The 14,383-nt window shown below is 35.2% G+C and carries 10 protein-coding genes; 6 read left to right on the top strand and 4 right to left on the bottom strand.

Going from position 1 to position 14,383, the window contains the following annotated elements; all coding sequences use genetic code 11:
- Positions 1–80: 80 nt before the first annotated feature.
- The 3 genes from BN2144_RS06290 to brnQ form a co-directional block, all read right to left on the bottom strand.
- On the bottom strand, positions 81–1,610 hold the full coding sequence (locus BN2144_RS06290) for a malate:quinone oxidoreductase (protein ID WP_042337728.1): 1,530 nt from the start codon (positions 1,608–1,610) through the stop codon (positions 81–83).
- Between the two features lie 392 nt (positions 1,611–2,002).
- Positions 2,003–2,851: a sulfurtransferase gene (locus tag BN2144_RS06285; protein ID WP_033827424.1), complete on the bottom strand. Its 849-nt coding sequence runs from the start codon at positions 2,849–2,851 to the stop codon at positions 2,003–2,005.
- A 270-nt stretch (positions 2,852–3,121) separates the two neighbouring features.
- A complete protein-coding gene (brnQ, locus tag BN2144_RS06280; protein WP_268258043.1) occupies positions 3,122–4,471 on the bottom strand; it encodes a branched-chain amino acid transport system II carrier protein in 1,350 nt (449 codons plus the stop codon).
- 260 nt (positions 4,472–4,731) lie between these two features.
- On the opposite strand from brnQ, the gene BN2144_RS06275 reads away from it, so the two are divergent.
- The 6 genes from BN2144_RS06275 (at position 4,732) to BN2144_RS06250 (ending at position 12,413) form a co-directional block, all read left to right on the top strand.
- Positions 4,732–5,790 (top strand): DUF5105 domain-containing protein, encoded by a 1,059-nt coding sequence (locus BN2144_RS06275; protein ID WP_033826481.1) that lies wholly within the window; start codon positions 4,732–4,734, stop codon positions 5,788–5,790.
- A gap of 122 nt (positions 5,791–5,912) precedes the next feature.
- Positions 5,913–7,241 (top strand): IS3 family transposase, encoded by a 1,329-nt coding sequence (locus BN2144_RS06270; protein ID WP_033827423.1) that lies wholly within the window; start codon positions 5,913–5,915, stop codon positions 7,239–7,241.
- A 298-nt stretch (positions 7,242–7,539) separates the two neighbouring features.
- A complete protein-coding gene (locus tag BN2144_RS06265) occupies positions 7,540–8,853 on the top strand; it encodes an IS1380-like element ISBco1 family transposase (RefSeq protein ID WP_017550355.1) in 1,314 nt (437 codons plus the stop codon).
- A gap of 275 nt (positions 8,854–9,128) precedes the next feature.
- A complete protein-coding gene (locus BN2144_RS06260) occupies positions 9,129–10,442 on the top strand; it encodes an IS1380-like element ISBco1 family transposase (RefSeq protein WP_017550355.1) in 1,314 nt (437 codons plus the stop codon).
- A gap of 907 nt (positions 10,443–11,349) precedes the next feature.
- Positions 11,350–11,754, top strand: coding sequence for a CidA/LrgA family protein (locus BN2144_RS06255; protein WP_033827422.1), 405 nt, complete (start codon positions 11,350–11,352; stop codon positions 11,752–11,754).
- Positions 11,724–12,413, top strand: a complete 690-nt coding sequence (locus tag BN2144_RS06250; protein WP_033827421.1) for an LrgB family protein — start codon at positions 11,724–11,726, stop codon at positions 12,411–12,413. Before BN2144_RS06255 ends, BN2144_RS06250 begins: the two co-directional genes overlap by 31 nt.
- A 44-nt stretch (positions 12,414–12,457) precedes the next feature.
- On the opposite strand, the gene BN2144_RS06245 is transcribed toward BN2144_RS06250, so the two are convergent.
- Positions 12,458–14,290 (bottom strand): hypothetical protein, encoded by a 1,833-nt coding sequence (locus tag BN2144_RS06245; protein WP_033827420.1) that lies wholly within the window; start codon positions 14,288–14,290, stop codon positions 12,458–12,460.
- Between the last annotated feature and the right edge of the window lie 93 nt (positions 14,291–14,383).

The following is a 14,383-nucleotide window of genomic DNA, read 5'->3' as shown; positions in this document are numbered from 1 at the left end:
TAAAGGAAAAAGAAGCCATCTAGAATTATCTAGATGACCTTCTACCATTTACCCAAAGTTTTATGAAACTTGCATATTTTTTATACTTCTTGTAATACTTTCTCCGGTGTTGGCGGTATGGTTGCTTCCGTTTTAAGTCCTAGTATTTGCGATGTGGACTCATGAATATCTTGGAATAGACCTGGATTGGCAACGAGTGATGCACCATAAGAAGGTATCATTTCCCTTATTTTTAGTTCCCATTTATTCATATATTGTGGAAAACATTTTTCTAATACTTCTAACATGACATGTACAGCAGTTGAAGCACCAGGTGAGGCACCGAGTAAAGCAGCAATGGATCCGTCTGCAGCACTTACTACTTCCGTTCCAAATTGCAGTGTTCCCTTACCACCTGTTTCAGTATCTTTTATCACTTGAACTCGCTGTCCTGCTACAACAATATCCCAATCTTCTAATTTAGCATTAGGGATAAATTCACGTAACTCTTCTAATCGCTTTTCATTAGAGAGCATGACTTGCTGGATTAAATACTTTGTTAATGACATTTCTTTTACTCCGGCGGCTAACATTGTCATCACATTATTTGGTTTCACAGATCCAATTAAATCTAAGTTTGAACCCGTTTTTAAAAATTTAGGTGAAAATCCTGCAAACGGACCGAATAATAATGCTTTTTTATTATCAATATATCTTGTATCAAGATGTGGGACAGACATTGGTGGCGCACCAACTTTTGCCTTTCCATACACCTTTGCATGATGCTGTTCAATAATTTCTTGATTTTTACATACCATAAATAACCCACTAACTGGGAAACCACCAATATGCTTAGATTCTGGGATTCCTGTTTTTTGAAGTAATGGTAGACTTCCACCACCTGCACCGATGAACACAAATTTTGCTGTATGATATTCTATGTTTCCTCCATCAATATCTTGTACCTTTACTTCCCACAGTCCATCACTCGTCCGCTTAATATTTTTAACTTGGTGCTTATAATTCATTTCCACACCCTGGTTCGTTAAATGTTTAAATAAAATTCGGGTAAGTGCACCGAAATTTACATCCGTACCAGAATCAATTTTTGTTGCTGCAATTGGCTCTTTTGAGGTACGACCATCCATCATTAACGGTATCCATTCTTTCAGTTTTTCTGGGTCATCAGAGAATTCCATACCTTGAAATAACGGATTAGTTGACAGCGCTTTATATCTTTTCTTTAAAAATTGTACATTGCTTTCCCCTTCAACAAAACTCATATGAGGTAAAGGCATAATAAAGTCTTGCGGGTTTTGAATTAAATCACTTTTTACAAGATAAGCCCAGAACTGCTTTGATAATTGAAATTGTTCATTTACTTTTATCGCCTTATTCGTATCAATTGTTCCGTCCGGCTTTTCTGGTGTATAGTTTAATTCACATAAAGCCGAATGTCCTGTCCCCGCATTATTCCATTCATTCGAACTTTCCTCACCAGGCTTAGGTAATTTCTCAAACACTTTAATTTCCCAATCAGGAGCTAATTCCTTTAATAATGAACCTAATGTTGCACTCATAATTCCAGCACCAATCAGAATCACATCTGTTTTTGTTTGTATGTTACTCATTTTCCCCATCCTTATCCCCTTAAAGTTATGATTAATATTGACATTTTACCTATTTAATTAACGTAACCAACATGGACATAGAACTTTTTGAATACAGTATACCTTAATTTTATTCTATCAGAATTTTTAATGGATTAAAATATTATTTTGCTATTCTAAGATAGTTATAAATGACATGAACGTGGAAAATCAAAATGCAACTGGTACCATTTCGTTTGAAGAGTAACACGGAAACAATCGGTCAAAGTGAAATGATTGTTTCCTCCCTGATGACTTGATCTTTTATTTATTTCATATGATTATTGTCTTTTGTTCGACATAGTTATGTGTAACTCGTTTCGCTTTTCTTCCATAAAATTTATTGTCCTAGTCATCGAAAGAACATGACTGATTTACTTAGCGTTCTCATTTCCCTTTTCCACTGGATTTCCTTCATAAGAAACCCAATCACTATAACTACCTGCATAAAGTTTCACATTTTTATAACCAGCCATTTTTAACGCTATATAATTTGGTGTAGCCGTTACACCAGACCCACAATAAACAATAATCGGTTTATCTTGGTCAATTTCAGCAAATCTTTTCTTTTGTTCTTCTTTACTTTTAAAAAACCCTTTCTCTAATCCATTTTCCCAGAACTTGTTTATTGCACCTGGAATATGCCCCGGAATTTTATCAATTGGTTCAATGTCTCCTACGTACCGAGCGGGGTCTCTTGAATCGATTAATACTGATGATTTTTTTCCATCCGTAACAATCTCTTTTACTTCATTGTAAGTAGCAAGTATTTCTTTACGAATATTTACTTTGAAATAAGCATGCTCATGTTCAGGAATTTCCTTCGTTGTCGGAAAACCAGCTTGAACCCACCCTCGAAATCCTCCATTTAACACATACACATTGTCATGACCAAGATAAGTAAGTAGCCACCAAAAGCGTGATGCAAATTGGCCCTCTCCTCCATCGTAAGCTATGACCGTTTTGGAATGGTCGATTCCTACTTTTTCAAGATCTTGTTTAAATTTCTCCATTTCCGGAAGCGGATGTCTCCCTCCATGTTCTACTACTGGTCCTGATAGTTGCTTCTCAAGATGAAAATAGTAAGCACCAGGAATATGTGACTCTTGATACCGTTTTTCCCCAAAGTCTGGATTTCCTAAATCAAAGCGACAATCAACAATTTTCACCTGCTGATTATTTAACTGTTCAAATAACCACTCTTTGTTAACAACAAACTTCACTTAAACCACTCCTAACTTGGTTAAGTTTCAATGGAACATGCTTAAAAGAATAATCCATTACAAAAATATTTATGTCAATTCTCGGTAGTGCGAAAAATGTAATGAGCAAGTATTTTATAAAAATTATATACCTTTTTGAAAGTACTTACATCTAAAGTGGCTTATTAGAATAATGAGGGAATATTATGGAATGATTAGCATCACCATTTTTACGAATTACATACAAATAAAGGGGCACACCATTCATGTCCCCTTGGAATAAAAGAAATTCTATGCTGCTTCCCTATTTGTTTTATTAGCTCTATACGTTTGCTTTTCAATAATACTTCCTAAGATAAATCCAATTAGACCTGGAATGGCCCAACCAAAGCTTAAGTTTTGCAACGGAACAACGGAAAGTACTCCTGAAATCGCCCCGTTCAAAAGGGTGGAATTTATTACATCTAATAAACTAAATAACCCCACAAAGCTAATCGTCATACCGTAGACTGGACGATGATGGTATGGAATACGATCATGGATTAGGCCGAAGATCATTAATGTAATTGCCAATGGATATAATAAACGTAAAATAGGTACAGAGACTTTTAAAATTTGTGTTAAACCTAAATTGGCAACAACACCACTTGCAATACATAAAATGATTGACCAGCCAATATAGGATACCTTTGGAAATAAATTCGAGAAAAATTGAGCACAAGAAGTGATTAACCCAATACAAACATTTAAGCATGCTAATGTAAAAATTAGTCCTAAAACAATGGCTCCACCATTACCAAATAATTGTTTCATAACACTACTTAAAACAACCGCCCCATTATCTACTGTTCCAGGAAGTGGTGTAGCTGCCCCTAAATAAGCAATGATAAGATAACAAATGGATAGTAAAAGACCGGAAATGAGTCCAAATACGATTAAATACTTCACCTGTAGGGAACGACTTTCTATCTTCTTTTCTTTAAAAAGATTAATAAATATGACCCCATAAATTAAAGCACAAAGTCCATCCATCGTTTGATATCCATCTAAAATCCCCGTTGTGAATGGATTTCTACTATATGGGGGAACTGCCGCATTAAGTGGTGGGAAATCTTTAAATAACGATTTTATGAAAACAATGAAAATCAAAAATAATAATGCCGGTGTTAACATTTTTCCTAATCGATCTACTAGTTTCGTAGGCGTTTTTGCAAACCAAAAGACGATAAAAAAAAATAAAATCGTATAAGTAAACAGCCCTATTGGTGAACCAGAAAGTGACGCTGGTAAGAAAGGTTTCACTCCCATCTCATAAGCAAGACTTCCAGCGCGCGGTATTGCTAGTCCTGGACCAATGGATAAATAAATTGCAACTGGAAAAACAATCGCAAAAAGGGGATGGACACGTTGGATTAACTTCTCAAAGCTACCAGATTTCGCTATAGCAATAAATGATACGAGTGCTAATCCCGCATCTGAGATGATAAACCCACTAACCGCTTGCCAAACATTTTCCCCAGCAGCTTGTCCTAAAAAAGCAGGGAAAATTAAATTTCCTGCACCAAATAACATAGAAAATAACATAAAGCCATAAAACNCGAGAGCTGTAGTTTGCCTAAAAGAGCCTTTTTCTGCATTGATGTAATGCTGCCGAATCCTTTCTTAGGGAGCTTAAAGCTAATGGTAAAGTAGAAAATGAAAAATTTATACTTTACTATTCGCCTATGAAAAAATTGAATCCAATCGGATAAAAGTCCCCATTTAAAATAGAGGTCTAAAGTCGAATTAACTAAATGATCTCGCTTTGTTATAATGCACTAGGTGTGTTGAATTCTTAATCTTTTAACGATTCACCACAGATTAAGTAAAACTTAGTATACTCATAAGAAGGGGGAGATTGGGTGATCAAAAGGTTTTCCTTAGTCATTATATTTCTATTTGCTTGCTTATTTCTAGCTGCATGTTCCACATTCGAATCTGCGACAAAGACGGAAAAGAAGAAGGGGGGAGCATTAGAAGTCTCCATTGAAAAAGCTTCGTATATCTGGACAGAAGAAAGTGGAGATTTTTCCGAAGATGCGAAAGAAGCTCCTTTAGAGGTCGTCTTAAATATTAAAAATAGATCAAAATCAACATTATCCATTACACCTCGAAATGCTATTTTCCTTTATGACGGAGACAATCAACTTGCACCAATTGACATTTACGGTAATTATACGGGTATTGGTGGCGACAGAACGAGTGATATTAATCCTGGAAAGTCGACAAAAATGACATTTTATTTTAACGTTGAAAAAGGGAAGAAATACGAACTTGGAATTAAGCCAATGTTAATGGATCCAGGAAAGGAACCGAAAGAAGTCGTCCTAACCTTAGATACAAATAAATATAGTGATAGCTATGAAAAATTAGCAGAACCCATTCAAGCTTTAAGCGCGTTCATTGACACAGTCTTCTTGAAAAAAGAAAATAAAGCATATGATAAATTAGTTGCGATGAATCAAGAAGCGGCAATAAAAGAAGCAAAAGACTATTTTAAAGAAACATTAAATCTAAGCATGTTTAAAAAATTGACAGAAAAAGATATAGATAAGGCACAAGAAGAGTATATCTCACTTCTAAATGAAAAAGCATCCTACACCATTTCCCTTGTCGAATTTGGAAATGATAAAGCAACTGTTCGTGTAGAATATGAAACGATTCCATTAAACGACCTTTATCAAGGAATTTTTGATTATTCCGATGCTTATCGTGAAAAAACTGGAAATTATGATACAGATAAAAGATACCAATACGCTTTCTCTAAAATTGACGATATTATGGGTTCTATCTCAGTAAAAAAAGGAACGGCAATAGATATGAATCTAATGGCAAAAGATGGAAAGTGGGAAATTGATCAAGCGAAAGATTATCCTTATGAAAGCTTATTCACCACTTTTGGATCCGGAAAAATTTACTAAATAAAAAAAGAGGCCTGGCGTGTAAAATGGTACCTGTAGGTAGGACACTTGAAAAAGAGGGTTTCACCTACAGGTATTTTTTTATATACTTGAATTTTAGAATATGAGGATTAGGGGACAACATGAGTAAAATAACTTTTTCAACCAAAGAGATAAAAACACTTCAACAGAATCCAAATATACATCGTGTCAGCGATCGGTCTATTACCTATACTGACGATTTTAAAAATAGATTTATTGATGAGTACCTAGCTGGCAAACTCCCTCGTCAGATCTTTGCGGAGAACGGTTTCGATGTGGACGTTATAGGAATAAAACGAATCGAACAGTCAGCCTGCAGGTGGAAAAAGGCCTATGAGAAGAATGGCTTGATTGGGCTTACGGATACGAGGAAAAACGCTTCCGGCAGACCCTTGAAACGTGAGCTTTCACCGTCCGAAGTGATTGAAAGACAAAAGGCAAGAATCGAACTGTTGGAAGGACAGGTTGAGCTGTTAAAAAAGCTAGAAACGACAGAAAGGAGGCTGCTAAACTCAAGCGAAAATCTAAATCCGAATAATGCATATCAATTGATTCAGGAGACCATTGAACAAAATGGATTTAAGGGGATGACCAGGTATCTATGTGGCCTCTTAGAGGTATCCCGGTCTGGATATTATAGCTACCTAAAGGCTTCCTCTCTCCGGGAAGCAAAGGAGAAATTGGATCTTGAAGCGAAGGAAATCATTTTAAAGGCCTTTAATCGGCGCGGATATAAGAAAGGTTCACGCTCCATTAAAATGATACTGGAGAATGATTTTAACATTACGTTTAGCCGTAAAAAGATACAGAGAATCATGAGGAAATATGGAATCATCTGTCCTCACAGAAAGCCAAATCCTTATAAAAGGATCGCTAAAGCAACCAAGGAGCATCAGGTTGTTCCAAACAAGTTAAATAGGGAATTTAAGCAAGGAGTTCCAGGAAAAGTGTTATTAACGGACATTACTTATTTGCCATATAACGGAAATTCCATGGCTTATTTGTCAACCATAAAAGATGCGTCCACTAACGAACTCCTAGCTTACCATGTTTCTGATCGTATCACTCTAGACATCGCAACAAAGACGATTCACAAACTAATGAAAAACAAGAAGATTACACTACATAAAGATGCCTTCATCCACTCTGATCAAGGGAGCCATTATACGAGCCCCAGATATCAAAAGTTATTAAAAAAATATGGTCTAGGACAATCTATGTCCCGAAGAGGGAACTGTTGGGATAATGCCCCTCAAGAGTCTTTCTTTGGTCATTTAAAAGATGAAGTAGACTATCAATCTTGTAAATCCTTAAAAGAACTAAAAGCAAAAATAAATCACTATATGGTTTACTATAGCAATTATCGATATCAATGGAATTTAAAAAAGATGACCCCTATTCAATATAGGAATCATCTTCTAGTTGCTTAACCTCTTTTTTTATTGTGTCCTTGACATAGGTACCATTTTAAACAGTACTTCTCTTTTTTTTAACGTATTCAAGTTTCCACCTCAACCTAGATGTTATATAAAAAATACCATTCATAATGGTAAGATTCTTTTCAATTTCTAACCTGAATTATTCACAGAAATTCAGAAACTTATTATAACTTATGGATTACCAAGCCTTTTCGGCTTTATTGTAATTCATTAAAAAAATGAAAAAAGAATCCATTTCTGTTAAAGTTAAAGTAACCAAAACAAAAACCAAACAGAAAGGACTCTTTATATGGTTACTTTAACGCAAAAAACACTTGATTTCAATCATAAAATTAAATTGTCAAATGATGGAGGTTCTCTTTCCTCCGATACAGGTGAGTTTCTTTTTAGAGAATTCGATGAAAAAATTGGTTTTTCAAAGACTTTAGTTAAGTACTTGAGACTTAACGATTCAAGGAAATATTATCTTCATTCAAATGAAAACTTGTTACGTCAAAAAGTCTATCAAATCATTGCCGGGTATGCGGAAGATGATGCGGCTGATCAGTTGACTCATGATCCTGTGTTTAAGGAAATCATTGAAACTCCAACACTTGCTTCCCAGCCCAGTTTGTCTCGCTTTTATACACGATTTGATAAAGATTCAATTGAACAATTAAATCTGGCTAACCAAGAAATGCTTGATAAGATTCATTGTTTTCGACAATCGAAAGAGTTATTTATCGACTTGGATTCGACTCATTCGGATACATATGGGGACCAAGAATCTTCGTCATATAATACTCATTATGGCACGATGGGTTTTCATCCATTAGTCGCCTTTGATGGTGCGACTGGTGACTTTTTGAAAGCACAACTCCGTCCCGGAAATGTTTATACATCAAATGGTGTGGTGGAATTTATTCGGCCTCTCATTAAACATTATAACGAAATGTTTCCGGAAACTACCCTGTTTCTTCGTGGAGATAGTGGGTTTGCTGTTCCGGGATTATACGATCTGTGTGAAGAAGAATCTGTTTTGTATATTATTCGGTTGAAATCGAATTCACAACTACAAAGTTTAGCGAAGGAATACCATCCTTCTTCCGCACCTTTAGATGTTTCCAAGACGGAAACCTATTATGAAGAAACGATTTACCAAGCAAAATCATGGTCAAAACCAAGAAGGGTGATTATTCAATCGGTACGTCCTGCAGGTGAGCTGTTCTTTACCCATTCCTTTTTTGTTACTAACTTTGAATTAGCTTTTCCTCAAGATATCGTCCGAGCTTATCAAAAAAGAGGGACGATGGAAAACTATATCAAAGAAGCAAAAAATGGCTTTTACTTTGATCATATGAATAGCCACGCTTTTCTAGTGAACGAAGTAAAAATGATGTTAACACTTCTTGCATATAATTTGACCAATTGGTTACGAACTCTTTGTTTTCCGGAAGGTCAAAAAACTATGCAAATTGATACGATACGTACTCGGTTAATTAAAGCGGCAAGTAAAGTCGTGAAATCAGGCAGATCCCTTTACTTCAAACTATCATCGAGTTTTGTGTATCAAAATTTCTTTTGGGATGTACTGAATCGAATTCAAAAACTACAATTGGAATGACCAATAGAATACTTCTCATAACTGAAAAAAATAAATTTTTCAGTCAAGGGGGAAGTATGCCCAAAATACCAGAGTTGTTCTATTGAAAATTCAGTTATTTTATGAATTGGCTACGGTNACCTGAATTATTCACAGAAATTCAGAAACTTATTATAACTTATGGATTACCAAGCCTTTTCGGCTTTATTGTAATTCATTAAAAAAATGAAAAAAGAATCCATTTCTGTTAAAGTTAAAGTAACCAAAACAAAAACCAAACAGAAAGGACTCTTTATATGGTTACTTTAACGCAAAAAACACTTGATTTCAATCATAAAATTAAATTGTCAAATGATGGAGGTTCTCTTTCCTCCGATACAGGTGAGTTTCTTTTTAGAGAATTCGATGAAAAAATTGGTTTTTCAAAGACTTTAGTTAAGTACTTGAGACTTAACGATTCAAGGAAATATTATCTTCATTCAAATGAAAACTTGTTACGTCAAAAAGTCTATCAAATCATTGCCGGGTATGCGGAAGATGATGCGGCTGATCAGTTGACTCATGATCCTGTGTTTAAGGAAATCATTGAAACTCCAACACTTGCTTCCCAGCCCAGTTTGTCTCGCTTTTATACACGATTTGATAAAGATTCAATTGAACAATTAAATCTGGCTAACCAAGAAATGCTTGATAAGATTCATTGTTTTCGACAATCGAAAGAGTTATTTATCGACTTGGATTCGACTCATTCGGATACATATGGGGACCAAGAATCTTCGTCATATAATACTCATTATGGCACGATGGGTTTTCATCCATTAGTCGCCTTTGATGGTGCGACTGGTGACTTTTTGAAAGCACAACTCCGTCCCGGAAATGTTTATACATCAAATGGTGTGGTGGAATTTATTCGGCCTCTCATTAAACATTATAACGAAATGTTTCCGGAAACTACCCTGTTTCTTCGTGGAGATAGTGGGTTTGCTGTTCCGGGATTATACGATCTGTGTGAAGAAGAATCTGTTTTGTATATTATTCGGTTGAAATCGAATTCACAACTACAAAGTTTAGCGAAGGAATACCATCCTTCTTCCGCACCTTTAGATGTTTCCAAGACGGAAACCTATTATGAAGAAACGATTTACCAAGCAAAATCATGGTCAAAACCAAGAAGGGTGATTATTCAATCGGTACGTCCTGCAGGTGAGCTGTTCTTTACCCATTCCTTTTTTGTTACTAACTTTGAATTAGCTTTTCCTCAAGATATCGTCCGAGCTTATCAAAAAAGAGGGACGATGGAAAACTATATCAAAGAAGCAAAAAATGGCTTTTACTTTGATCATATGAATAGCCACGCTTTTCTAGTGAACGAAGTAAAAATGATGTTAACACTTCTTGCATATAATTTGACCAATTGGTTACGAACTCTTTGTTTTCCGGAAGGTCAAAAAACTATGCAAATTGATACGATACGTACTCGGTTAATTAAAGCGGCAAGTAAAGTCGTGAAATCAGGCAGATCCCTTTACTTCAAACTATCATCGAGTTTTGTGTATCAAAATTTCTTTTGGGATGTACTGAATCGAATTCAAAAACTACAATTGGAATGACCAATAGAATACTTCTCATAACTGAAAAAAATAAATTTTTCAGTCAAGGGGGAAGTATGCCCAAAATACCAGAGTTGTTCTATTGAAAATTCAGTTATTTTATGAATTGGCTACGGTTCTTAATTAAATACCGTTATGTTCAACTAATTTAACAAATTTTATCAAATGGGATTTGTAGCTATGAATATTTCAGGTCTAATTATATATGAAAAATAACAGCATGATATATTGATTTTTCAAAAGAATTATAGCCAAAATTATACTACAAAAGAACGTTTATTAATTATATTAAGTTTCCAACAACCCTACTGTTCTTTCCTAACGACCATCTTATACTATACCATCTGTATTCTTTCCATCAACTATCTCATTTGACAATTTACTGACACATTCAACTTATAGACGAACATACATACAAATTTTTTTATGAAGGATTTTAAATGAAGAAAGGGAATTTGTGCAAACTTTTTCTCGAAAGGAAGTCAAGCAAGTTTCTGAAAAAAAGAGAGAAGGCACTCTATAATAAATGTATGCTACTAGGCAAATACATTTTAGAAAAGGAGCCTTCTCATGAGTATCATTAAAACAAAAATATATGGGCTTTTAAAGAATACCGACGATTTCATTGCCACCTGAAGAACAGCTTCAAATATTTATGTACGAAATGTTTGCTTTATTAGGGGGAAAAGTGCTAGACCAATTTGATGATAACCGTTTGTAAATGAAGGGAGCTAGTGCTATACTAATTAATTGGTTCCTGAAACCGAAAGTACTCCTTTCCTACTATGGGGTATCCTATCAGTTTATATTTGTGAAAAATAGCACATTTTGCTATTGTGTTTCATGACCGAAAAACGAAAAAGAAGAAAGAAGGGAATTTGCCCTTATATAAGGGCAGTACTCAAATATGAAAGTTTTTATCATTATTATGCAAATTACTATTTTATACGTGTTTTCCTTTATTGGTAATGTTATTCACGACTTTTTTCACCTCATCATTCCTGGAAGTATCGTTGCTCTCTTGCTGCTATTTAGTTGTTTATGTTTAAAAATAATTCCATCAAAATTTATTGAAAATGGAGCAAGCTTTCTTTTAAGTGTACTCATGTTATTCTTTATTCCATCAGCAGTGGGGATTATGAATTATCCAACATTACTTTCTGTCCACGGAGTATTACTTATTGCCGCCGTACTCGTAAGTACAATATTTTCAATTGCTATATCAGGAGCGGCTGGCCAATACTTAGAGAAATTAGTTGGAAAAGGAAAGGATGAGTCAAAATGCAACAAATTCCCTTCACAGTCGGCATGATTTTATTAACAATCGTTATTTACTTTCTTACAAATAAATTATATAAACGGTATTCTTATTCGTATTTAATTCCTATATTAACAGCAACAACATTAATTATTGCTATTCTATTAATTTTTCATATCCCATATAATAGCTATATGATTGGTGGTAAATGGATTAATACCCTTCTCGGCCCATCCGTTGCCGCACTTGCTTTTCCTTTATATAAACAACGTCATTTTTTAATTCATAATTTCCTCCCTATTTTAGGTGGGGTTCTTATTGGTGCAATTACTGGGATGTTAAGTGTTAGCCTTTTTGCTAAGATGCTAGGTATCAATCAAACATTAATCCTCTCCATTATCCCCAAATCCCTTACAACGCCTGTTGCGATAGAAGTAGCTAGAGGAATGGGTGGAAATGTTTCTATGACGATTGTTTGTGTCATTATTGCAGGGATTTTCGGTTCAATTGTAGCACCGACAATCTTTAAATTATTACGCGTGCACAGTGCTATTGGTAGAGGAATTGCCCTCGGAAGCGCCTCACATGCCATTGGAACGTCTAAAGCAGCTGAATATAGTGAACTAACATTTTCAATGAGTTCCGTTACGATGACATTATGTGCAATTATCGGATCCTTTTTAGGTCCACTCGTTGCAATGATATTTTCATAGAAAAGTGAAAGCCGCGCTACTCTAGTTGAATAGCACGGCTTTTATTAGTTATTCTTTAATATCTTCTTCGCTAACTGACGGTGTTCTTTATCTTTTGATACCGCTGCAATATTTTTAACTGTCGTTTGAAGGGACGGATTATTTGCTACCGGTAGCTGCCATACATCTAAGGCAACTAACGCGTGGTATTGCAAGCCTTCATTATTCGACTCAAGAGCTGCTTCAATTAATGGAAGTCCCATTCCTTCAAATTTATGTAAGTCCTGAATGATAAATTGTAAACAAACTTGTTCATCATCGGATAGATTTGATAGGGAAAAATTCTCCTGTGCAAACCTACATAAATCCGTAATATATTGTAGCTTATTTGTATGCATAATGGCTAAATACAACTCACTATCCAGCGGGGACTTCTCAAGTAGTTTAAACAAGTCAGATATCACGTCTAATCCGTAAAAATCAGCTACTTCAAACGCTTGATAATCAAAACCTTGCTGTAAGGCCTCTGCTGCTTCTCTTGACCATTTTGAATCATTAATTAGCGGTTGAATTGCCTCTTTTATAGAATCATATTCATGCCGTTTCCATTGATTATGAAATCGTTCCTCCCACACTTCCTCCTCTTGATCTAAAAAGCGCGATATCTTCATAATCGGAATAAAATCTTTCAGTTCTTTACAATGTGTATGTGCATGGGTAACAAACCGCGATAGAACAGCACCTGCATAAGGATAAGCATCAATCCCTTCATGAGGGGATTCTTCATTTAGTAGCGCTTCAATAATAATACCGGCCCCATCATATAAATCTTTAGAGATTGTCTCTTCATAAAGAGCAATATCGAGATCACCTTTTGTTGCGCAAGTGGATGCTAAGTATTCATTCATAATCGCATTTTTGCAGCCTTTTGTTAACAGCCAATACTTTATTTCCTCTGTTCTAGCTTCCAGTTGTTCGACAGCTGCAATCTTCCCCCAACCTTGAAGCGACTTTGCCAGTTGCCAGATTTCTTCATTTGCTTGTGCTGATCCGTCCTTCAAAGCAAAAAGCACATAAGATGTAAATTCTTCATGCATGCCTATCGTCAATAATAGGTCTTTGTGTTTTTCACAATTTGTACAGCCAAGAGCAATAATGGCAAACTTCACTACTTCTCGGTGTGCAGCATGTTCCAACAGCCACAATGCTTCTTTCTGGACAAGGGCTTCATCCAATTGTGCCTCTTCAAATCGGGCGATAAATTCATTCCCGTAGCTTGCAATAGTGTCAGAGATTATGCTTTCATAAGTGGCTTTTCGTGTTTTCGTTGTTGGGTTATTTATTTGTTCTTCAAAAAGCTTTACTAATTTTTTCGCAAAAAAAGGAGTCGGAATGTCATCAGCTAATTGATCTGAAAACCCTGCAGCAAACCGTAGTTGACCTTCTGCATATATGTAATCTTCATCTGGTAAATAATCATCATCTATTTTCCCATGTTCTTGAACTTGTTGTTGAATGTAGGAAACGATTTTCTCCTTATGTTCCCATGGAATGAATTCAAGCTTCATAGAATCATTGAAAATAATCTCTTTATCTACTTTAACGATACAATTAAGTTTTACGTACCCACCAATTTTTACAGATACTTTATGTTTCGTCCCGTCTGACAACTCTAGTAATCCGGTTAGTTTTGAATACGGTATAATATGTGAAAAGATAGATTTTCGTTTATTTCCATCAACAGTTACTCCGTCAATAATAAGTCTCTCTTCTTTTATCTCATTTATTATTTCAATAGAATGACCTTTATAATTGATTTTCCATGTCTTCGATACTTCTTTTTCTACATCTTTCATTATGTTTTTCATTTCGTGTTTAAATTCTTCTTTTAAACTCATGATCGCTCTCCTTCGTTTTAAACGTGTTTATTTCCAACATTGATATCTCGTGTGTATCTTATTCGACATCTTTCATGAGAACCCTTTTAATTA

The sequence above is a fragment of the Bacillus andreraoultii genome (assembly GCF_001244735.1).
Taxonomy (GTDB): Bacteria; Bacillota; Bacilli; order Bacillales; family Caldibacillaceae; genus Caldifermentibacillus; species Caldifermentibacillus andreraoultii.
This window is presented reverse-complemented; position numbering and strand designations above follow the sequence as displayed.